This is a genomic window from Belnapia mucosa, from assembly GCF_016775475.1.
Taxonomy (GTDB): domain Bacteria; phylum Pseudomonadota; class Alphaproteobacteria; order Acetobacterales; family Acetobacteraceae; genus Belnapia; species Belnapia mucosa.
Genome location: NZ_JAEUXJ010000020.1, coordinates 17,918 through 36,514, shown reverse-complemented (window position 1 = coordinate 36,514; position 18,597 = coordinate 17,918). Strand labels below are relative to the sequence as shown.

The following is an 18,597-nucleotide window of genomic DNA, read 5'->3' as shown; positions in this document are numbered from 1 at the left end:
TGAGAGTGGACCGTCTTCTTCTCTGCCTCTGAGAAACGGTCTGCTACCAGTCCGCGACGTATTCATACGGCCAAGGCTGCAGGTGGCGGAGGGCGGCGGGTGGGCGGCGTTTCCCGCGTCTGGTCGGGGCGGAGACCCCTGGGTGCGCGGAGGGCATGTCCGTGCTACGGTCCCACGAATCGGCGAGACATTTTTGGTTTGGAACATTGAGGTGAGCGCGGACGCTGCAATCGAAGTAGAGCCCTTCTCCCCCGACGCTCCCAAGGAGAGCGGGGCCTACTTCACGCCGGACCCCGTCGCGCGCTCGCTGGTCCGTTGGGCCGTCAGAAGCGAAGCGGATCGCCTGCTCGACCCGGCTTGCGGCTCGGGTCACTTCGTGGCTCTTCATTTTCGCAGCGTGGGTATCGAGCAGAACAGCCGGTCCGCCGCCGAGGCGATCCGACGCGCTCCGGCCGCACTGATCCATGACGGCGATTTCTTCACCTGGGCGGAGCGAACGACGGAGCGCTTCGAATGCGCTGCGGGGAACCCACCATTCATCCGCTACCAGACTTTCAAGGGGGAAGTCCGGCAGCGGGCGCAGGCGCTTTGTACCGCGTTAGGAGCCGATTTCAGCGGCCTCAGCTCGTCGTGGGCGCCGTTCCTAGTTGCGACCGCCAGCCTGCTCAAGAAGGGCGGGCGCATGGCCTTTGTCGTGCCAGCCGAGATCGGACACGCGCCTTATAGCGCGCCATTGATCGAGTATCTGGTCGGGCACTTCACGCGCGTGCATATCGTTGCCGTGCGGGAGAAGCTGTTCCCTGAACTGGCCGAGGATTGCTGGCTGCTGCATGCCGACGGGTACGGCGGCAAGACGGCACACATCGCTTTCACGGCGCTCGACCGGTTCACGCCGTGTGACACTCCGCCCAAGGCAACGATCCGTGTTCCGGTCACTGAATGGCGGGGAGACTGGAACCGGCGGCTTCGCCCCTACCTCATGCCCGCCGCGGTACGTGACCTATACCAGGCGCTCGCGGCAGGGGCCGGGGCGCGCCGCCTGTCTGAAGTGGCGTTGGTCGGTATCGGCTACGTCACCGGCGCCAATGAGTTCTTCCACCTGCGGCCGTCGCAGGCCGAGCGCTGGGGCATCCCCGATGCGCTGTTGCACCCAACGGTCAGGAATGGCCGCGCGTTGCCAGAGGCTCGTCTGACCCCGGGCGATGTCGCGGCATGGCGTCGAGGCGACGAGCCCAGCTTCCTCCTCAAGCTCAGCAAGGGCAGCGAGCTGCCTGCCAGTGTGAAACAGTACCTGGCTACCGAAGAGGCTCGCGAAGCAAAAAAAGCCTATAAGTGCCGTGTCCGCGACCCGTGGTACTCGGTGCCCGACGTGCGTGTGCCTGATTTCTTCCTGACCTACATGTCGGGTCGGCAGGTTGGCCTTGTGCGTAATGAGGCCGGTGCGACCTGCACGAATTCGGTCCATGCCGTGCAGCTGAAGTCAAAATCGGCGCTCAAAGATCTGCTGAAGTTGCGAGAGTCGCCCTTGTTCCAGCTCAGTAGCGAGCTGGAGGGTCACCCCTTGGGAGGGGGAATGTTGAAACTCGAACCCCGTGAGGCGGGACGAATCCTGCTTCCCGACATCGCTGCCGTTGCTGCGGCCCCAGCCCACATCGTTGAAGGCGGGATCGCCGCGCTTCAGACTTGGCGCCACTATGCCGATTGAGGTTTCCGACGGCGCGCGGGTCTGCCGTTGGATCAGCGGACACGATGCCCTGGAGCACTTTGCGTCCTATACCGGACCCACGCAAAGCCAGCAGCACATCAAGCCGTTGCACTGGTACGTCGCGTGCAGGCTCGTCGTTGAGGGTGGCTTCCATCCAGACGAGATTAACCCCCACCCGCCTTTCGAGGTGCGTCAGCGCGGGACAGAGCGCCAGCTGATCTTCAACCCGGCCAAGGCGACGGGCTCAGAGGGCACTATTCTCGGTGGCCTGAAAACGAAGAACGTCGATGTGGTCGTGACCAAGCACTCGCTTGGGCCAGTCATGGCGGTCTCATGCAAGGGCACGATCGGCGCGTTCCGCAATCTGACCAACCGTATGGAGGAAGCGGTCGGGGACTGCACCAATCTGCACATCACCTACCCGGCCATGGTGTGCGGCTTCCTGTCAGTGATCCGCGCCAACCGGGCCGAGGAAGCGGCCGTAGGAGAGATTGCCCCGGAAGGTGCTCCGCCGGGGCGCCAGCTGCAGGCGAATGACATCGCCGTTCAGCGGGGCGGCGACGTCGTGGAATCAGTGATCCGCTACCACAATGCGCTGCGCGAGCTGACCGGTCGGCGTGGCATCCGCGATGACGTGAGCCGCTACGAAGCAGTGTCACTGGCGATGGTAGAATCCAACTCGCCGACGCCGGGACGCGTGCTGCCCGACTTCCCAGCCGCCGACAGCCCGCTGCGCATCGAGCAGTTTTTCCAGGCGCTCTACCTCCGTTACGACGAGCGGTACGTCTACGCTGCACCCGACTTGAAGCATGTCACGCACCGGATCGAATGGGCCGAAACGTCGCCTGCTCTGGTCGAGAATCTCTCACGGGCAAGCCGGCCCGCGTTCGATTTCGTGCCGCGGCTGCGGTCGCCGTGAGTGGTCGATCGCTATGCCGATTTGCGAAAGGCCCGAACCCGCGCTGTCTGTTCACGCACCCGTGCTAGTTCAGCTTCGAGCCGCGGCACAAGGTCGCTAGCGGTTTCTGCGCCTGGAAATCCGCCTTTCGACGTTGGCATGGCCTCGGCGAGAGCCATCATGGCAGAGAACAGAGCGGGAGAAACCAGCTTGTCGGCGATCAGCGGGACAAACCCCTGAAGCCGGAGCGCGGCTGGCTCCTCGATCACGTGCATGTAGCGCACCATTTCACGAGCGGCAGCCTTTGCGCGGAAGTTGGCGAGGTCTGTCTCGAAGCGGTTGATGACCGCGTCGGCGAGGGTGACGACCGCATTGATAGCCTCGTCTTGCGTTGCCTCGGCCGCCCTGCGCTGCTCGGCGTCCCGCTCCGCCTGTGCCTTATGCGCGCGGTCGGTCTGGCGTCCCAGCGCGACCGCCGCCCAGATCGCCCCGATGGCGCCGACCGCTTGCACGGCGGCAGCGCTGGCAGCGAGCCACGCGGCGTAAAGCTGACTAGCGGCGATCTCTTCAGCGGTCATGGCAGGGCAGCGTCCTCACGAACGCGTGTAGACCGAAACGCACCGGCGGTCACCCCTCTGCTCTGCTTGTCGATTATCGGAATGGCGGAATCGCCTCTATGCCTTGCAGCATCAAAGCCTTGATGCCTTAACGAATTGGTGCCTTCAGGTGAAAATGCTTTGAGGCGGGACCGGCAGGAATCTGTGAAGCCTTAAGGCAATAAGGCGATTTTGTCGGTAGGTGGCGAAATCTCCGCCTCTGGACTTTGAGGCAACGACGTTCAAGCGCTGCCGCCTAGGATTTCTAATTGGCTTGCTGGCTAGCCCCGCCGGTCGCTGCTTGGCACCAAATGCAACGAGTCCAGCCGGGCACAGGAACGCAGACACTAACTTGAAGCATCTTGTGCAAGATGCCTCGTTGCCTCAAGGCGTTGCGATCGGAAAGCGGCACTGGCATGATGCCTTCCTGCCTTTAAACGGGGGCTTTATGGCGACAATATCTGTGGCGAGCGACAAAGGAGGGCCGGGAAAGACCACCACCTCCATCCTTATTGCTAGCGAGCTGGCGCTGGACGGGTATCGGGTGGCCCTGCTCGATACTGATATCAACCAGCAGGCCGCGTCTTTCGGGGCGAAAGCGGACATTCCCGGGCTGACCGTGGTTGGGGAGGTAAGAGAGGACAACATTCTCGCTGCGCTCCGAAAAGCCGAGGCCGAAAGCGAAATTGTCATGATCGACCTACCTGGCGGTTCATCGACGCTGGCTCTGAAAGCCATGCACCGATCGCATTTCGTCCTAGTCCCGGCGCAGGCGGCACTGCCCGACGTCAAGGCGGCGATGAAGACGATTGCTCAGATTGATGACGCCCAGGAACTGGCCCGAACTTCGATCGCTCGGGCGATTGTCTGGACCCGCGTACTGTCGGGGTTCGAGAGCCGAGGCGCCCGCCATGTCCGCCAGTCGCTCGAGGCGGAGGAGGGGGTTCCGATCCTGAAAGCTGCGATGATGGAACGGGCTGCGTTCCGAGAGATCCACATCACCGGCAAAGTGCCGAGGCAGATCGATCCGGCGAGCGCAGCGTCCGCCAACGTGGCGGCTGTGACAGCCGAACTGCTCGAGCAAATTGCCAAGCTGCGTGAGGCTGCATGACTGACTTCCCGCCCATCAAGGACGAACTACGCCAAGCCGCAAAGCCCCGGCTCGACGTCAGCCTAAAGCCGCGCCCCGAACTGCCGGACGAGGCCATTGCCGCCAACTCCAAAACAATTGGAGAGCGCTACGGCTCAGCTACCTCGCTGCCGCCGCCGGCACCGCTGGCTGAGCCGCCGAAGCCAGTTGCGCCGCTCACTAGCGTCCGTTTTGACTGTCCAGACTATCTGGACAAAGAGCTGTCAGTGAAGGCCGCTGAGCAGGGAGTTACCAAGACTTATCTGATCCTGCAGGCGCTGGGGCAGGCGGGTTACCGGCTCGACGAGGTCGATCTGGTCAAAGATCGCAGGCGCTTAAGAAAGTAAGGCATTTTGTACAAAATGCTTGAAGGCAGGTCAGGATACGAAAGTGCGCTAGCTGCCCAGATCGCGCCAGTAGACAAGCAACTCCGGTGGCGCGGTCGGTGCCTGGCTGACTGCCGTCACCGGATTGCAATGCAGGCCGGCGGATCCTGCTGTCCACGCCCCATACAGCCCTGGGGCTTATGCGGTCAGAGTAACGCCCGCTGAGCTTGGCGAGTGGGGACTTTACTAGCAGCGGCAGGTGCCCGGGGTGGGACTGGGGGGCGAGAGGGATGTAGAGTCAGGCCCCGATCGTCCATCTCAACCTTTGCATGTCGGTACACCGCCAGGGCCAACTTGAGGTTAGCGATGAAAGTCGGCTTAAAGTTGTTCATGCGCGAGCAACCGGCGCCGAACTGGCCCTTGAGGGCCGCCCACGAGACGGGCGTGGACTTTTCCAGCGCATGCAGCCGGTAGGCGAGCCATGCATAGAGGTCCAGCGCCATGGAGTTGTTGCTGATTGACCGCACTGCGGCCTCTTCCACCGGGACAGGGTGCTTGCGTAGCTGGTCAAAAAATACTTCCGAGAGCCGCGCCACCTCGACAAAAAGGGAGCCCTGGGCCGGGTCTTCCGCTGGCACAAACATGGCGGTGTCCATGACGTTCTGATTGACCAGGCCCACTCTGGAGCCGGTGGTGACGTGGAAGGTGAAGCGGCAGCGGGCGATGCGCTCGGCCTGCTCCCGCACATCCTTCTGGCTCTTCCCGCCGCTGCTGATGCCCATGCGGCCCAGCCAGTCCCGTAAGCTGCGCCCCAGCATGACGTCACGCGAGCCGGTGCGAAGCGCCTCGCTTTGCAGGTAGAGCATGATGAGGCGGGCGCGGCTGCCGTAGGGCACGCCCACCCAGCCCCATTCACCGCTCGGGCTGGGCTTACGGCCAGGTTCAACGGACAGAGCCACCCCGCCGCTGCTGATCTGCCAGGGGTCTTCATCAGGCAGTCTGCGGTGGGGGAGGGCAGCTTGGCACCAGCCGGAGTAGAGGAAGCCGATGCCCGCGCTCTCATCGGCCATGTAAAGAGCGGCGGCCTCGACAACCGCACGCTCGATATCCGCTCGCAGCGCGGCCTCTTTGCCCCCAGCTTCCAGAATGTCGTGCACCGTTCCCATGGCCATCACCATGCGAGGAATCAGCGCCGCTTGTCGCTGGGGACTTTACCAGCGCAGCTACTAGGAAAGAGCTATTTGTATAAAGTTATTTGAAGTAGGTGGGTAGAGTCCCCGGGATAACCGCGTAAGTCTTTGATTCGGCATGGCGACGGCTTGGTAGTCCTGCTGGCAAAGTCCCCACTCGTCGCTGGTAGAGTCCCCAGCGCCGTTGTGGGTAGCTGCTGGTAAAGTCCCCGCCCCGGCCGGCAGACTCGGCCCGGCTGCGAGGGACTTGATCGCCCATACCCTGAGGCGCTTCCCAGCAGAGCCAGGGGCAGCTCAGGCGCGGACTACCGCACCAGTCGGCGTCGCACCGTTCTGTACCTTGGCCGCACTCCGACGGCCTAAAATCCAGCCAGTTCATGGGTCGTAACTGTCATTATCACAAATGGATAGCAGCGCTCGGTGCTACAGTTACTTGGAATGATCGCGGCGGGGTGCTGGTGAGGCATTTGGCCGTTCTCGTGGGTGCTATGGCACCAAGCCCTGCGTGATCACCGACAGCGTTTTAGCCCCAAACGTCCATCACGCGGGTTGAAAAGCGTCCCGCGTGCCGCCGTGCGCGACCCGAACCGCTACAACGATACGCGACACCCAAAGGTCCGGCCCAGCCCCAGGAGGCAGACTGATGCGAATAGCCGTACTTGCCGATGCACACGGCAACCTCCTCGCCCTTGAAGCCGTATTGGCCGATTTACGAAAGCAGGCCCCTGATCTGCTGGTGAACTTGGGCGACCTTTGCACCGGCGCCTTCGATCCGGCCGGTAGCGCCGACATGCAGATGGCACTCGGTTGTCCGACCATCGCCGGCAATCACGAGCGCAACCTGGTAGAGGGCGACGACACGAGTTCCTCCGTCGCCTTCGCGCGACCTCGCCTGTCGGCGAGGCACCTGGAATGGATCAAGAGCCTACCTGCGACATTGCGCCTCCTCGATGTAGACGTGCTTGCCTGCCACGGCAGTCCGGCAGGTGGAGATCTTGACTACCTGCTTGAGGACGTCAGTTGCGGCCGGGCAGTTCTAGCCTCTGAGGATGCCATCAAGCCGCGGCTGGAAGGGGCCGGCCTGGCGCGCCTAATCTTGTGTGGCCACACGCACGTGCCTCGCGCGGTTCAGATGGGCGGAGAAGATGGCCGTCACGTGCTGGTGGTAAATCCAGGCAGCATCGGCATGCCTGCCTATACAGACGACAGCCCCGTCCCGCATGCCATCGAAACCGGTGCGCCGCACGCCCGCTATGCCGTGGTCACGCGGGGAGCTGGCGGCACATGGTCTGTCGAGCTGCGCGCTGTCGCCTACGACTGGGACCGAGCGGCTGAGCAGGCCCGAGCGAATGGCAGTCCCAACCTGGCGCGCATGACAGCGACCGGGCGAGCATAGGTCTCTGTGCCTTTAGGGATCCCGATAAGGCGAAACTGGGGGCACTCTAAGCCACCGTAGAAAAGTGCAGCCGGACCTGAGCGGCTGCTGCTTCCCAAAGGGCCGAACTCCCGCCTCGGATAGCTGGGCCGTATCGCTCCCCAACTTGTGCCTCGGTGACGCCGTTCTCGGTCCAGGTGCCCCCGCCGGCATGGGTGTTTACGAGCAGAGGCTGCAGCCGGTCCAAGGCCTTTGCGAAGCGGGCCTCCGGGGTTTCCCCTACCTCAAACTCCCACCAAAGCGCTAGAAAGCGCTCCGCCTGCTCAGGCGGCAACAGGCCGAAGATGCGTTCGGCCGCCGCCCGCTCGGCCCGCTCCAACGCAGCTTTGTCGGTGCCTGACGCGTGGATGGGGCTGTCGCCAGCGTCGATCTCCACAATGTCGTGGAGCAGCAGGAGTTTTACGACATGGGCGGCGTCCACGCGTCTTTCGGCATGCTCCGACAACACCAGGGCAAACATCGCCAGGTGCCACGAGTGTTCCGCCGAGTTCTCGCGGCGGCTGCGGTTAGCAAGCGGAGACTGACGGATGACGGATTTCAAACGGTCCAACTCCATCAGAAATGCAAGTTGCTGGTGAATCGTCTCGGCGGAGGTCATTGTATCGGTGAACTCCTGCATGAAGTATGCATCTACCACAGAAAAGTCGGACAGTTAGCGGAAGTCGGCTTTCCACCCGCAGCAGTCACTGTGTCAGATCGCCGTACGAGTGTGAGTATGTGCCCTCATCAAAGCGCTCGAAGCTCTGAGTCCAGCACCGGCCAGGCCAAAGATAGTCGACCCGCCTCTCTTTCGGACGGTAGACGGCAGTGTGGGCGGTGGTGAAACCTACGTGGCGCGAATACAAAGGAGCCTCGAAGAATCGAGCTACCAGTGATGGAAGTGTCATGGCCGGTTCGTCGAGGGCTGCGTCCAAAACGCTCTTGCGCAGAGCAGAGCCGGAAGCCATCGAGACCATCTCCTGGTGGTTTGTGCATGTCCGAAACCGGGTGACTGCTGCCTCACGATCAGGCCCCAGGAACAAGGTCGCATGATCGCCAGACCGGTCCAGCAACATAACATTTTGCGGCTGTGCGACGGGAACCCGGCAGAGGATTGCTTCAGGCACGCAGCGACAGGTCTCCAGCACGTAACGCAGAATGAGGATGACGGCGAACCTCATGCCGTTCCTGCCGCTCCCACCAAAGGTGAGGCTGGCAACCAGCCCGTCATCGTTCATCCCATCGAGACATCCACCCCACGGTCGCTGAGCTTTCGCAATCACGCGCCGTTCTGACCACGAGGTCAGCTCAATGCGATTGGAGACGATCTGGAGGGGATAGTCGTAATTACGCACCAGCGCTGGGCCTCCTTCTCCAAGCCAAATTGCTTGGCTGCATCCGTGAGGGAGCGACGCCGGACGGTAGTGGCTCAGGATACGGTGTGCGAGATCGTCGTCTCCGACCAACCGACATATGTCATCGTAGGGGGCCACGAGTTCAGGCATGTATCGTCGAAGAGCAGCGCGGCATTCTAAGGCTGTCGGCGGCTCATTAAGCCCAACGCCGCGGTACCAGCGTGCGGCCTCATCGCGGCCTGCCTGAAAGCGTGCGAGCCACGCCGCACCGGGTCGGTCCTCCCGTTCGGCAATGAAGGTCTTCTCCATGGGGCCGAGGTAACCATAGAGGGGGAGCTCAATCTACGCTGACGAAAGTCCGCTCACCACGTTACCAAGCGGTAGCCTTGGCCATATCGCCTGCTTCGGCAGCCAGTTTGCCATTGTGATGAACAAAGAGTTTTCCATCGGTTCAAGCGACCGTTTTGCGGAGACGGTTGCTCTCGGTAACGGATGCCTATGTCAGAAAAAGATCAGGTTTTCCCCCGCCACGTCAGGCGGAGCGCACCTTCCGCTGAAACGCGGCACATTGTCACCGCACCTCGACGGAAGGGCTCGGTGACGACGGCTGGTCGGGTCGTCGAGGTCGTAGAGCTTGCACGCAGCTCCTCGAGGCCGAAGGAGGACCCTCCACGCCCGACGTTGTCGGAAACCCATGCGGAGGTTTGGCCCGACCGCGTTTTTACGAAAGCACCTCTGCCTGACGCACAGCAGGCAGCGCCTGCCATGGAGCTCGAGCCGACACCCCCGATCACGCATGTCATGCCGATCTGGGAGCCATCAGCGCAGGAACCAGCATCGGAGCAGGCGAAGCCTGTCCCGCTACCAACCATCACCCCTGTCGCGGAACTCCGTGACCCGCATGGCCCAAAGCCGGGCATGCCGAAGGCGACACGGCGCTTTGCCGACCCCTTCGCTGAAGATGATGATCGCGCCAACTGTATCCGCTGCGGCTACCTGGTCGAGCAGAAGCGCGAAGCGCGTGGCCTAAAGACATGCTCGCTATGCGACTGATGGCCGCCGCATAGCCGCGCCGCTGCGCATGGCGCAGGCGTCATATCAGCCACGCCATGCACGGTAACTGCCATCAGCATGCATGACGTTCGGTTTGTGCGAGCAGAGCGCCGGATGAACCCCGCCCGACAAAGCCTCCTCGGCCGGCTTTAGGGTGGATGCTGGCCTAAAGCCGGCCGAGGCCGAAACCTGGCCCTGCCGCTATGGGATCCAGCTGTCCAGCAGATCCCGGGCCAATGACCATGGCACGCGATCATCCGGCCCCAGCGGCCTGCCCTTGTTGTCGGTGAGGGCGAGAACGATGCGCGCTTTGGCCTGTAGGCCCTCGATCGTCCGGGCCGGCAGCACGTATATCGCCTCGATCAGGTCGTGGTAGCGGCCATCACGCTCATCCAGCATGGCGTGCAGCTCCTCCGGCGGGCCAGCCACCACGGTGTAGTAGGGCGCCTCCAGCCCGATCGTCTCAGCCTGGTGCCGCGTCAGCTCGGTGCAGAGAGTAAGCAGCTTGGCATCGGCCTCGACGGGGGCGGAGAGGCCAGCTGCGGCGTCGGCGGCACCGGCCGCGAGCACGCCAAGGCTGGCGAGGATGCCGCGACGGGCGAGCACAGCGGGAGTGTCACCCCCTGGCGAGGGGGTGGTATGGGTGGTCCTAGCCATGATCCGGGCTCCTGAGGCTCGGGTTGTGGTTAGGCCGGGCAACGGGATCCAACCCCCGGGGCTCGGCCGCCTGCCCCTGTTCAGGCAGGCAGGGATAGCCTATGTCCTATTTTAGGACATAAGCAAGTCACATCTCATGCCGAAAGACCTCCACCCAGCCCAGTTGCGTGCGGCTCGGGCCCTGCTGGACTGGACCAGGGCGGACCTGGCCAGTGCCGCCAGCACAACCGAGCGGACCATCACCCGCCTCGAGACCGGCAGGAACACGGCGCGGGCGGGCACCGCCGCCGCGCTACGCCGCGCCCTGGAGGCCGCCGGCGTGGAGTTCATCGACGCGAATGGGGGCGGGCCGGGGGTGCGGCTGCGGCACATGCCTTGACCTGCCGCCTGGCTGATCGGCTCCGGAGACCTTGTCAGGAACAGGCCCCCGATCACCACCGGCATGGTCATGCCAGCGTCGCCCGAGCTTCATTGACGAGCCGTTCGAGCGATAGCTGGCGGTCAGGTGCCCTGCCGAGACCTGCGCGGCGAAAGCCCCAGCGGGCCTGGCAAAGTGCGATGTGCTGGACTTTGGCTGAGGTGATGGCCAGCGAGAGGCCCTTGAACGGCACTTACGTCCTCGTGCCAGACGCCTTTGCCTCGCTATCCAGCGCGACCAGCACGACATGGGTGGTACCCAAGGCCTGGGCGAGTTCGTAGAGGGACACGATCGTCGGGTTTCGACGTCCTCGCTCGAGATCGCTGATGTATTGCTGCGAGAAGCCTGACCGCTCGGCCAGCTGCTCCTGGGTCATGCCGCGATCGCGGCGCAGGCGCGCGACGTTGCGCCCGACCAGCTTTCGGACATCCACCATGGGGTGCAGGGCAGCCCAGGCGACACGGAAAGTTTATCAACTATAATATGTATTCCTGCTCTCCTTTTCGGAGGGGGCGTCGAGTCGCGCCCGCAGTTGGAAGGGGCGCCCGATGCAGGATGGCCAACCGCAGCAGCCGCAGCTTCCCGGGCTGGCGCCGGCCTCTGGCCCCGCTCAGGATTCGCCCGTCCGGTCAGTCGCGGGCGCCAAGCCCCAGCCTGCCTGCAGCGTCCCAGACTGCGGCGAGCCCCACTACGGCCGGGGCTACTGCCGACGACACTGGCGCCAGGCCAACGAGGGCAAGGACCCAGGTGAGGCACGCCGCTGCCAGCACTGCGAGACGGCGCTCAGCCTTACCGCGCGGCCGGACCGACTGTTCTGCAGCCGCGCGTGCAAGAATCAGCACTACCGCCAGGCGGAGGGGGGCTGCTATCGGCCAGAGCGGCTGCTGGCCACCCGCGGCGCCTGCTCCATCCCGGACTGCGGCCGGCCGGTGCACGCCCATGGGCTTTGCCAGCTCCACGAGAACCGCCGGGTCCGGCATGGCGATCCCCTCTACGAGGCGGAGCCGCGGGGCACCCTGTTCTGCTCCATCCCCGACTGCGGCGGCGAGCATCTGGCCGGCGGCTACTGCCGGTCGCACTACACACAGCAGCGCCGGCATGGAGATCCGCTCCATGCTCAGAAGGTCACCGCCGAGTTTTTGAAGCGGAAGGCCCACCCGCTCCACAGCCAGTGGCAGACCATGGTCAGCCGCTGCACCAACCCAAGGGTTGCCGGCTACGAGCGCTATGGCGGCCGCGGCATCACCGTCTGCGACAGCTGGCGGGAGAACTTCTGGGCCTACGTCGTCGATGTTGGGCTGCGGGTCAGGGACACCGACCAGCTCGACCGCATCGACAATGACGGCCCCTACGAGCCCGGCAATGTCGCCTGGGTCAGCCCGGCCGAGAACAGTCAGAAGCGGTCCTCCAACGTGCTGACCGCCGAAGGTGCTGCCGAGATCCGCCGGCGCCGCTCGGCGGGCGAAACTCAGGAAGCGATCGCCCAGGCCCTCGGGGTTACCCCCAGCACCGTGCTCGACGTCATCTCCGGCCGGACCTGGAACAACGGCGATGCGCCCGATATGCGCATCCGCCGCCGCCGTCCCCGCAGCGCCTCGGCGCCCGAGGCCGTCGCCGGCTCGGGGCGGCGCGATCCGCTGTATGACACCTGCGCCGGTATCAAGGCTCGCTGCCTCAATCCCCGCAGTTCCAACTATGCCGCCTATGGCGGGCGAGGCATTCGCCTCCATGAGCCTTGGGCGCAGTCGCCGCCGGCCTTCCTCGAAGGCCTCAAAGCCGAGATCGGGCCGCGGCCCTCGCCAAATCACTCGATCGACCGGATCGATAATGACGGCCACTACGAGCCGGGCAACCTGCGCTGGGCCACCAGCTCCGAGCAGCTTCTCAATCGTCGTCCCAGGCCACCCAAGGCCTGAGGCCCTGGCCGCATCACCGCCCAGCCGGATCCCACGCTCGATGGTCAGATATCCGCCCCTGCTCCTCATGGGGCTCCTGCTCACCGCCTGCGCGGCCCCGGCCACCGACCTGATCAACGATCAGGGCCGCCGCGTCCGCTGCAGCGCAGCCGGCTTCGGTGTCATCGGCTCGGCCGTGGCCCTGGCCGCCTACCAGAACTGCCTCAGCGCCAACCAGGCGGCCGGTTACCGCATCCCGGGAAGTGCCGGCGCCGCCCGACCGGCGGCAGCCCCGGCCACCGGCGCCATCCGACCGGAGGCGACCGCGGCCGGGGCCGCTGCGGCGCCAAGCTACGCCACAGGCCGTGACGGCCAGCTGCGTCTGCTGTTGCCGGCCGGCTGGCAGGCGGCACCGCCCCCGCCGGTGCTGGCAGCCGCCCAGATCTATGCGGTCAACCGTGAGCTCGATGCCGCGGCGGCCATCTCGGCCGACAACCGCCGCGATGTCGCCGATCTCACCGCCTATGCCGAAGCCTTCCGCCGGCGGCTCGCCGCCGGCCTTGAGACTACGCAGGTGACGGAGCTGCAGGAGGCGGTGGTCGCTGGCCGCCCAGCGCTGCGCTTTGAGGTGGCGGGGACCGGCAACGGGGCTCGCCTGCGCTTTCTCTTCACCGTCATGGCCGGCAGCACCCAGGTCGTCAGGATCAATGCATGGACCACCGAATCCCGCTTCGCGGCGCTGCGGCCCCAGCTCGAGCAGCTTGCCGAGGGCCTGAGCGAGGTCCCGGCACCGGTGGTGTCGGGCGAGCGCGGGCCGCCGCGATGACGACGGCCATGCAGCGGATGCGCGCGCTGCTCCCTGGCCTTGCGCTTCTCGGTGTTGCCTGCACCTCGGTGACCACGAGCGGCGTCAACCGGATCGGCCCGGACAGCTACCAGATCTCGGTCCGGGCCAGCCGAGCGAGCGGAGGCATCATCGGCGCCGAGGGGATCGCTTTGGAGGAGGCGGACAGTTACTGCCGCCGGCTGGAGCGCGAGATCCTGGTGGTCACCTCTGGCGAAGTGCGTGGCGCCTATCAGGCCAGCTTCCGCTGCCTGCCGCCTGGGCATCCAGGCCTGCAAAGTCCGATCCTCGACACGGTGCCTGAAGGCCAAAGACGCCGGCCGCGTCAGCCTTGATGGTGTCCGGATCAGACCTGTGCTCAACGGCGCAGTTTGGCCGAAAGCGGCAGGTCCGCTTTCGGGTGGAGCGTCCTGGCCTGCGACCGCGGGTAGTGCGGGCCGAACTGACTGAGTTCGATCCGAAGGGAACCTTCGCTGTTGCGGCTGAGTAGCGAGCGCTAGCGTAGATCGAAAAATCAGCTTGGTGTGTTCGAGCTGTCCAAGCCGGGACGTTACGTAGATTGCAGAGACCAAATTTTTAAGGTGCAAGTGGGCTGGCGGCACTCTCAACATTATGTGGTATTGATAACCGAATTTGCGGGTCAGTAGGCGGGGACGACATGAGCCGTATGCAATCGTCCAAAACATGCATCGTGTGCGGTGTCACAGATGTGTCTGTCCAACGCGAGCATATCTTGCCGAGGCTTTTCGGCGGGACAAACGATCCATCCAACATCGCTTTTGTGTGTGCGAACTGCAACGCCGCGATGGCTGATTTTCCACTTGAAAGGCACTTTGTTCAGTACCTGACATCTCTATTGGAGAAAAGTCCGCTTTTCAAAAACGTCAAAGCGGAAGCTCGAGTCCCCGGAACGAGCTTTAGGGCTGATATTATTGCCGAGCGAGTGGATACCGGCGAGAAACTGATTATCGAGTGCAAGCGATGGTCAGTCATGAATGAGATTCGGCTGAAAGACGCCCTTGCGCAATTGCAGGATTATTTAGCTGCGTCGGGAGTTAAGCAAGGTGTAATTGCCTTCCCCGGGTACGTCGATCAGCACACGGCTAGTCAGCTATCGCATAAGCGAATTGACTTGTGGGATCTTCAGAAGATTGCCGCCCAATTTCGGGCGCAGATTGCACAGGTCGAAGATAAATATTTCAAAGCAATTTTCCAAAACTCTGAGACTCGTCGATCAATCGAAGACGATCTCATACAACAGCTAGGTGATTGCCCAGTAGGCACACCTGGCTGGCTGCAGTACCAAAAGCTGGTCGGACGAATTTTATCGTATCTATTTTGTCCTCCACTCAATGCGCCTCTCTATGAACATTCCGATTTCTCGTCCATTAACCGACGAGACTTTATTTTTCCGAATTACGCATCAGAGGGGTTTTGGTGTTTTCTTCAAAGGAGATACTCTGCTGACTATATTGTTGTTGATGCGAAAAATGCAAAGGGAAAGATTCAAAAATCGCACATTCTACAAGTGGCGAACTACCTAAAAGAGCACGGAGTAGGACGGTTTGGCATGGTCCTCTGTCGGCAGGGACCAGATCGGGGTGCAATCGCAACCCTACGCGAGCAGTGGGTTCTGCATGGAAAACTAATCATTGTTCTCACTCATCGTGATATCGAGGATATGCTCCTAGCAAAAGCGGCTTCGGGAGATCCCAGCTCTGTGATTGGAGCCCACATTCAGCGATTTAGATTGTCTATGTAAGGCCTTAGAGAATCCTGCCGGCCAAACGCAATTCGCTGACAATTCCAACTCTCCGCTTTCAGAAAGTTGTCCGCAGTAAGGGAAATTCGTGGAAGGGGTCGAGATCGGCTCCTGATGCGCCTTGAACAAAGTTTGCTTATCACCCAACTCAGCCATCGCCCCTCTGGGAGGCATTGTCCACTTTCCGGGAAGCGGCAACGGCAGACGGCTGGCCAAAATGAGCGCGCACCGGAGCGGCAAGAGTTGGCCGTTAGCGGATCGTCAGCTTGTGGTGGCAAAGAGGTCGAAAAGCGAACATAAGGCATTTGCCCCCACCCTCCGACCTAAGGATCGGGACTCCAAGAGGGCTGTCCAACGACGTCGAGCAGGCGCCTACGGGCATGCCGGTAGACCTCCATGCATGATCTTGCATTGACGGGCCACGCCTATGACAGTCACTTCGCTCATGCTTCAAACAAGGTAATGAGGGAGGCAGCCTTGCCCGCCAACGAGAAGCTGATCCATCTTCGATACACCACCCTCTCGAACGTGAGCTCGATAGATTTTACTTGGCAAGGAAGCGACTTCCAGCTGGTGTTCGAGGATTCAAGCATTGAAACGGGCAAGTCGTATCTAATTAAGGGGCCGGTGACCACGTTCATACCGACCGAGTTGCTTCTTTGGCTCTCGGTGTTTGTTGGAGAGGACGCGGTCGATCCACATCGTGAGAAGGATACGAGGCTCAATCGAGAACGAGGCTCGTTCAAGATTTCACAAAAGCAGCTCGCCACATTTCTCTTTGCCGCCGAGCGCATGGAGCAAAGGAAATGGCCGAGATGGCGGAGAGAGCTTTTCAGGAACGCCCTGATCTACTACTCGGTAGGAGTCAGGTCCGGCGTCGATATGATGCCGCTGAACATAGGCTTCTTCGGCTTATCGCTTGAATGCATAGGCAACGTGCGGCACGGAACGAGGGACAAGCATTACACGCTGGGCGACAAACGCTTTAAGGACTACCTGACGACTCGGCTCGCGCGAGCGAAGCGGGACCCGGCCAAGAGGCTCATGATCAAGGACTTCGAGAAGAAGTTCAACGCGGACATTGATCTGATCAACCAGATGAGGAACGCATTCTACGGCCACTCGCTGCTCCATCTCAAAGATGACCGCAAAAGACTTTTGTATTCGCTCAGGCAGTGGATGACGCGAGGCGGACACACTTGCGATTTTGTCAATATCTCATTCACTTTGGAACGGTTGAGGGATCAAGTGGTGACACACAGTCCCGCCCTCTACAAAGTAGGTTTGCGGGTGAACCGGATTTTTCTGTTCCTGAGCTTGGGCATTCACAAGAGTATACCCTTCGCGGAGTACGACTTCCAAACCGTCGGAGATACGTCGACCCCGTTTGTCGGTGAGTTCCGGGGTATGCGCGTCAGGTTCAGCTGATGCGCGCGCTTCACGTAGAAGAGCGCTAATTCGCCCTCCCTAAATCGGCCTTCGGTGCCGCTGCGATGCGGAAAACCTATTGGAGAATGGCGTCTCGATCGGCGTCAATCGGAATCCCACCCTCCGGTCAACATACGCCGAGAAATCAGCGATTTGCGTCCGTTTTTCGGAGAGGTCCCGGTTCGGCGCTAAATCACGCTGGGCTGAATGGCCGCTTTTGGGCGCCAAACTGCCGGTTTCGAAGACGCATAAATAGCCTTTCGGCAATGCTCGTACTTGCTCCTCGGCACCAGTCCGTGAGCAGCGAAGCCCCTACTCTTGCAGCCGGGCGACCGCACCGCGCTCAGCTAGCAGCCGCTCCGCATACCGGGCCGGCATGGTCGGGGATCTCCACCGTCCAGCCTGCATCACGGCGGGCAGATCGGCGCCGTTGGCGACCAGGTCCTGGGCCATGCCGACCCGCAAGGAGTGGCCAGAGATGGCAGCTGGATCGAGCCCGGCCTGTTCCACAAGCCGCTTCAAGATGCGTGGCACCTCGCCATCGGCCAGGGCCGTGGCGCCAACGATGCCGGGCCGCCCCACGCGCCGAAAGATCGGCCCCTTGGTAATGCCGGCCGCATCCAGCCACCGGCGAAGCTCGCCAACGGTTCGTGGCCTGAGCCAGCACACCGCACCAGCGCCTGCCTGGTCGGTCTTGCTCCGCTTGATCAGTACCGTGCCGCCGCCATCACCGGCGAAGCGGAGATCTGCGACCTCGAGTGCCACAACCTCGCTACGGCGTGCCAGCATGTCCCGCATGGTGAGGAGCAGGGCGACGTCGCGGCACTCCCGCAGGCTCATTCCGGCTTTGTTGAAAATCTGGTTGACGTCGGCCTTGCCCAAGGGCGCGGCTTGGCGCTGGCGGGTGCCCAGTGTCCGAGACATGCGCTTGAGGGCGAGCCGGACCACCTCCGCCTTGGAGGGGTCTGGTAGCGCCGCGGCTCGGTGCAGGGTTGCGACCGCCCATACCGCTTGGCGGATCGAAGCGGGCCTACGGCCCAAGCCGCTCAGGGCGTCCACATAGGCCGCCAGGGCCTCGGGTGAGGCGGGGAGGGCGGCGACGCCTTCTGCACCGGCCCAGCTGCTGAAGGCGGCCGAGGCCTTGCGTAAAGCGCGCTCCGTCTCCGGCGCCAGGGCGCCTTGGGCTTGGCGGGCATGCTCCGTCAGTCGAGCGACAATCTCTTCGGTGGCGAGTACCCCTGGCTGATGGACCAGGACGGCGGGGAGGGGGGCGGTCACGGCGGAGATATCCCTGGTTTAGCTCCCGAGCAGGACGCGGATGCTCCGCTGCCGCCTGGTCAGGCTGTTGGGATCGCTCTGTGACACGGTGGAGCGTCACCAAGGGAGTCAAACGACTGGACTGCAGCGGTGACGCCGTCGATTGCCAAGCGCAGCATCATGCTTGGTAACTGAAACCGTCTGCCAAGATATGCGCGGTAGCTATTTTCCGCCACCATCTAGGTGCTCGGTAACTATTTTTCGGCGCGATTCAGACGCGCGGTAAGTGGCATTACCGTGCATATACCTCACCATCCCAGCTCGGCACCTAGTGCTCGACACATTCGGATGGTGCAGATTTCGAGCCTTGCGCTATTGGCCGCCGATGACGCCGAACAGGCGCATGCCGAGAACCATGAGGATCAGCACAACGCCGAAGGCGATGATGAGGACATCGAACCCCGACATGCGCCAGTTGCCTGTCGGCACCCAGCGAGGAGCGTAGGCGAACACCGGGTCGCCCGACTTGGTTCTCTCAGCCATTCCACGAAACTTGCGGTTCTCATTCCGGCTTCTGGCGTCACCTAGATCATTAGGTTCACGGACCATGGCAGTTCTCCACCATCGAGTATGTCGCCTCTAGCCGGAGGTCCGCAATCATGGGCTGCAC

The 18,597-nt window shown here is 62.7% G+C and carries 20 protein-coding genes; 12 read left to right on the top strand and 8 right to left on the bottom strand.

What is annotated here, in order from left to right; all coding sequences use genetic code 11:
• The first annotated feature begins 211 nt into the window (after positions 1-211).
• Positions 212-1,705, top strand: a complete 1,494-nt coding sequence (locus tag JMJ55_RS26275) for an N-6 DNA methylase (protein ID WP_202828584.1) — start codon at positions 212-214, stop codon at positions 1,703-1,705.
• Positions 1,695-2,624: a hypothetical protein gene (locus JMJ55_RS26270; protein ID WP_202828583.1), complete on the top strand. Its 930-nt coding sequence runs from the start codon at positions 1,695-1,697 to the stop codon at positions 2,622-2,624. The genes JMJ55_RS26275 and JMJ55_RS26270 overlap by 11 nt, the downstream gene beginning before the upstream one ends.
• 11 nt (positions 2,625-2,635) lie before the next feature.
• Here JMJ55_RS26270 and JMJ55_RS26265 read toward each other — a convergent pair whose 3' ends face one another.
• The gene (locus JMJ55_RS26265; protein WP_202828582.1) at positions 2,636-3,181 is read right to left on the bottom strand and encodes a hypothetical protein; all 546 of its coding nucleotides are present in this window, start codon (positions 3,179-3,181) and stop codon (positions 2,636-2,638) included.
• A gap of 370 nt (positions 3,182-3,551) precedes the next feature.
• Between JMJ55_RS26265 and JMJ55_RS26260 the strand changes: the two genes are divergently transcribed.
• Both JMJ55_RS26260 and JMJ55_RS26255 read left to right on the top strand, forming a co-directional pair.
• Positions 3,552-4,310, top strand: coding sequence for a ParA family protein (locus JMJ55_RS26260; RefSeq protein ID WP_202828581.1), 759 nt, complete (start codon positions 3,552-3,554; stop codon positions 4,308-4,310).
• On the top strand, positions 4,307-4,675 hold the full coding sequence (locus tag JMJ55_RS26255) for a hypothetical protein (RefSeq protein ID WP_202828580.1): 369 nt from the start codon (positions 4,307-4,309) through the stop codon (positions 4,673-4,675). The genes JMJ55_RS26260 and JMJ55_RS26255 overlap by 4 nt, the downstream gene beginning before the upstream one ends.
• Positions 4,676-4,860: 185 nt before the next feature.
• Here JMJ55_RS26255 and JMJ55_RS26250 read toward each other — a convergent pair whose 3' ends face one another.
• Positions 4,861-5,832, bottom strand: coding sequence for a replication protein RepA (locus JMJ55_RS26250; RefSeq protein ID WP_328702782.1), 972 nt, complete (start codon positions 5,830-5,832; stop codon positions 4,861-4,863).
• 655 nt (positions 5,833-6,487) lie between these two features.
• Here JMJ55_RS26250 and JMJ55_RS26245 point away from each other — a divergent pair.
• Positions 6,488-7,240, top strand: coding sequence for a metallophosphoesterase family protein (locus JMJ55_RS26245; protein ID WP_202828579.1), 753 nt, complete (start codon positions 6,488-6,490; stop codon positions 7,238-7,240).
• Positions 7,241-7,286: 46 nt separating this feature from the next.
• Here the strand turns inward: JMJ55_RS26245 and JMJ55_RS26240 are convergent, their stop codons facing one another.
• Both JMJ55_RS26240 and JMJ55_RS26235 read right to left on the bottom strand, forming a co-directional pair.
• Positions 7,287-7,898, bottom strand: coding sequence for an HD domain-containing protein (locus JMJ55_RS26240; RefSeq protein WP_202828578.1), 612 nt, complete (start codon positions 7,896-7,898; stop codon positions 7,287-7,289).
• 64 nt (positions 7,899-7,962) lie between these two features.
• Positions 7,963-8,922 carry a C45 family autoproteolytic acyltransferase/hydolase gene (locus JMJ55_RS26235; protein ID WP_236034078.1) on the bottom strand — a complete coding sequence of 320 codons (960 nt, stop codon included), beginning with the start codon at positions 8,920-8,922 and terminating at the stop codon, positions 7,963-7,965.
• Between the two features lie 456 nt (positions 8,923-9,378).
• On the opposite strand from JMJ55_RS26235, the gene JMJ55_RS26230 reads away from it, so the two are divergent.
• Entirely contained in the window at positions 9,379-9,666 is a 288-nt protein-coding gene (locus tag JMJ55_RS26230) for a hypothetical protein (RefSeq protein ID WP_202828576.1), read from the top strand.
• Positions 9,667-9,867: 201 nt separating this feature from the next.
• On the opposite strand, the gene JMJ55_RS26225 is transcribed toward JMJ55_RS26230, so the two are convergent.
• Positions 9,868-10,323, bottom strand: coding sequence for a hypothetical protein (locus JMJ55_RS26225; RefSeq protein ID WP_202828575.1), 456 nt, complete (start codon positions 10,321-10,323; stop codon positions 9,868-9,870).
• Positions 10,324-10,459: 136 nt separating this feature from the next.
• Here JMJ55_RS26225 and JMJ55_RS26220 point away from each other — a divergent pair, with 136 nt between their 5' ends.
• Positions 10,460-10,702, top strand: coding sequence for a helix-turn-helix domain-containing protein (locus JMJ55_RS26220; protein ID WP_202828574.1), 243 nt, complete (start codon positions 10,460-10,462; stop codon positions 10,700-10,702).
• Between the two features lie 232 nt (positions 10,703-10,934).
• On the opposite strand, the gene JMJ55_RS26215 is transcribed toward JMJ55_RS26220, so the two are convergent.
• Entirely contained in the window at positions 10,935-11,177 is a 243-nt protein-coding gene (locus tag JMJ55_RS26215; RefSeq protein ID WP_236034077.1) for a helix-turn-helix domain-containing protein, read from the bottom strand.
• A 493-nt stretch (positions 11,178-11,670) separates the two neighbouring features.
• Between JMJ55_RS26215 and JMJ55_RS26210 the strand changes: the two genes are divergently transcribed.
• The 5 genes from JMJ55_RS26210 (at position 11,671) to JMJ55_RS26190 (ending at position 16,670) form a co-directional block, all read left to right on the top strand.
• Positions 11,671-12,657: a helix-turn-helix domain-containing protein gene (locus JMJ55_RS26210; protein WP_202828573.1), complete on the top strand. Its 987-nt coding sequence runs from the start codon at positions 11,671-11,673 to the stop codon at positions 12,655-12,657.
• A 40-nt stretch (positions 12,658-12,697) separates the two neighbouring features.
• Positions 12,698-13,462 (top strand): hypothetical protein, encoded by a 765-nt coding sequence (locus JMJ55_RS26205; protein WP_202828572.1) that lies wholly within the window; start codon positions 12,698-12,700, stop codon positions 13,460-13,462.
• Complete coding sequence (locus tag JMJ55_RS26200; protein ID WP_202828571.1) at positions 13,459-13,815, top strand: hypothetical protein; 357 nt, start codon at positions 13,459-13,461, stop codon at positions 13,813-13,815. The genes JMJ55_RS26205 and JMJ55_RS26200 overlap by 4 nt, the downstream gene beginning before the upstream one ends.
• A gap of 323 nt (positions 13,816-14,138) precedes the next feature.
• A complete protein-coding gene (locus tag JMJ55_RS26195) occupies positions 14,139-15,242 on the top strand; it encodes an HNH endonuclease (RefSeq protein WP_202828570.1) in 1,104 nt (367 codons plus the stop codon).
• A gap of 396 nt (positions 15,243-15,638) precedes the next feature.
• Positions 15,639-16,670, top strand: coding sequence for a hypothetical protein (locus JMJ55_RS26190; protein WP_202828569.1), 1,032 nt, complete (start codon positions 15,639-15,641; stop codon positions 16,668-16,670).
• A 312-nt stretch (positions 16,671-16,982) separates the two neighbouring features.
• Here the strand turns inward: JMJ55_RS26190 and JMJ55_RS31990 are convergent, their stop codons facing one another.
• Positions 16,983-17,948 (bottom strand): site-specific integrase, encoded by a 966-nt coding sequence (locus JMJ55_RS31990; RefSeq protein ID WP_202828568.1) that lies wholly within the window; start codon positions 17,946-17,948, stop codon positions 16,983-16,985.
• 351 nt (positions 17,949-18,299) lie between these two features.
• Positions 18,300-18,536, bottom strand: coding sequence for a hypothetical protein (locus tag JMJ55_RS26180; RefSeq protein WP_202828567.1), 237 nt, complete (start codon positions 18,534-18,536; stop codon positions 18,300-18,302).
• Between the last annotated feature and the right edge of the window lie 61 nt (positions 18,537-18,597).

Coding starts and splice junctions, on each gene's coding strand:
- JMJ55_RS26270 (WP_202828583.1), top strand. CDS start 1,695: ATGCCGATTGAGGTTTCCGACGGCGCGCGGGTCTGCCGTTGGATCAGC.
- JMJ55_RS26265 (WP_202828582.1), bottom strand. CDS start 3,181: ATGACCGCTGAAGAGATCGCCGCTAGTCAGCTTTACGCCGCGTGGCTC.
- JMJ55_RS26255 (WP_202828580.1), top strand. CDS start 4,307: ATGACTGACTTCCCGCCCATCAAGGACGAACTACGCCAAGCCGCAAAG.
- JMJ55_RS26250 (WP_328702782.1), bottom strand. CDS start 5,832: ATGGTGATGGCCATGGGAACGGTGCACGACATTCTGGAAGCTGGGGGC.
- JMJ55_RS26245 (WP_202828579.1), top strand. CDS start 6,488: ATGCGAATAGCCGTACTTGCCGATGCACACGGCAACCTCCTCGCCCTT.
- JMJ55_RS26240 (WP_202828578.1), bottom strand. CDS start 7,898: ATGCAGGAGTTCACCGATACAATGACCTCCGCCGAGACGATTCACCAG.
- JMJ55_RS26235 (WP_236034078.1), bottom strand. CDS start 8,922: ATGGAGAAGACCTTCATTGCCGAACGGGAGGACCGACCCGGTGCGGCG.
- JMJ55_RS26230 (WP_202828576.1), top strand. CDS start 9,379: ATGGAGCTCGAGCCGACACCCCCGATCACGCATGTCATGCCGATCTGG.
- JMJ55_RS26225 (WP_202828575.1), bottom strand. CDS start 10,323: ATGGCTAGGACCACCCATACCACCCCCTCGCCAGGGGGTGACACTCCC.
- JMJ55_RS26220 (WP_202828574.1), top strand. CDS start 10,460: ATGCCGAAAGACCTCCACCCAGCCCAGTTGCGTGCGGCTCGGGCCCTG.
- JMJ55_RS26215 (WP_236034077.1), bottom strand. CDS start 11,177: ATGGTGGATGTCCGAAAGCTGGTCGGGCGCAACGTCGCGCGCCTGCGC.
- JMJ55_RS26205 (WP_202828572.1), top strand. CDS start 12,698: ATGGTCAGATATCCGCCCCTGCTCCTCATGGGGCTCCTGCTCACCGCC.
- JMJ55_RS26200 (WP_202828571.1), top strand. CDS start 13,459: ATGACGACGGCCATGCAGCGGATGCGCGCGCTGCTCCCTGGCCTTGCG.
- JMJ55_RS26195 (WP_202828570.1), top strand. CDS start 14,139: ATGAGCCGTATGCAATCGTCCAAAACATGCATCGTGTGCGGTGTCACA.
- JMJ55_RS26190 (WP_202828569.1), top strand. CDS start 15,639: ATGCATGATCTTGCATTGACGGGCCACGCCTATGACAGTCACTTCGCT.
- JMJ55_RS26180 (WP_202828567.1), bottom strand. CDS start 18,536: ATGGTCCGTGAACCTAATGATCTAGGTGACGCCAGAAGCCGGAATGAG.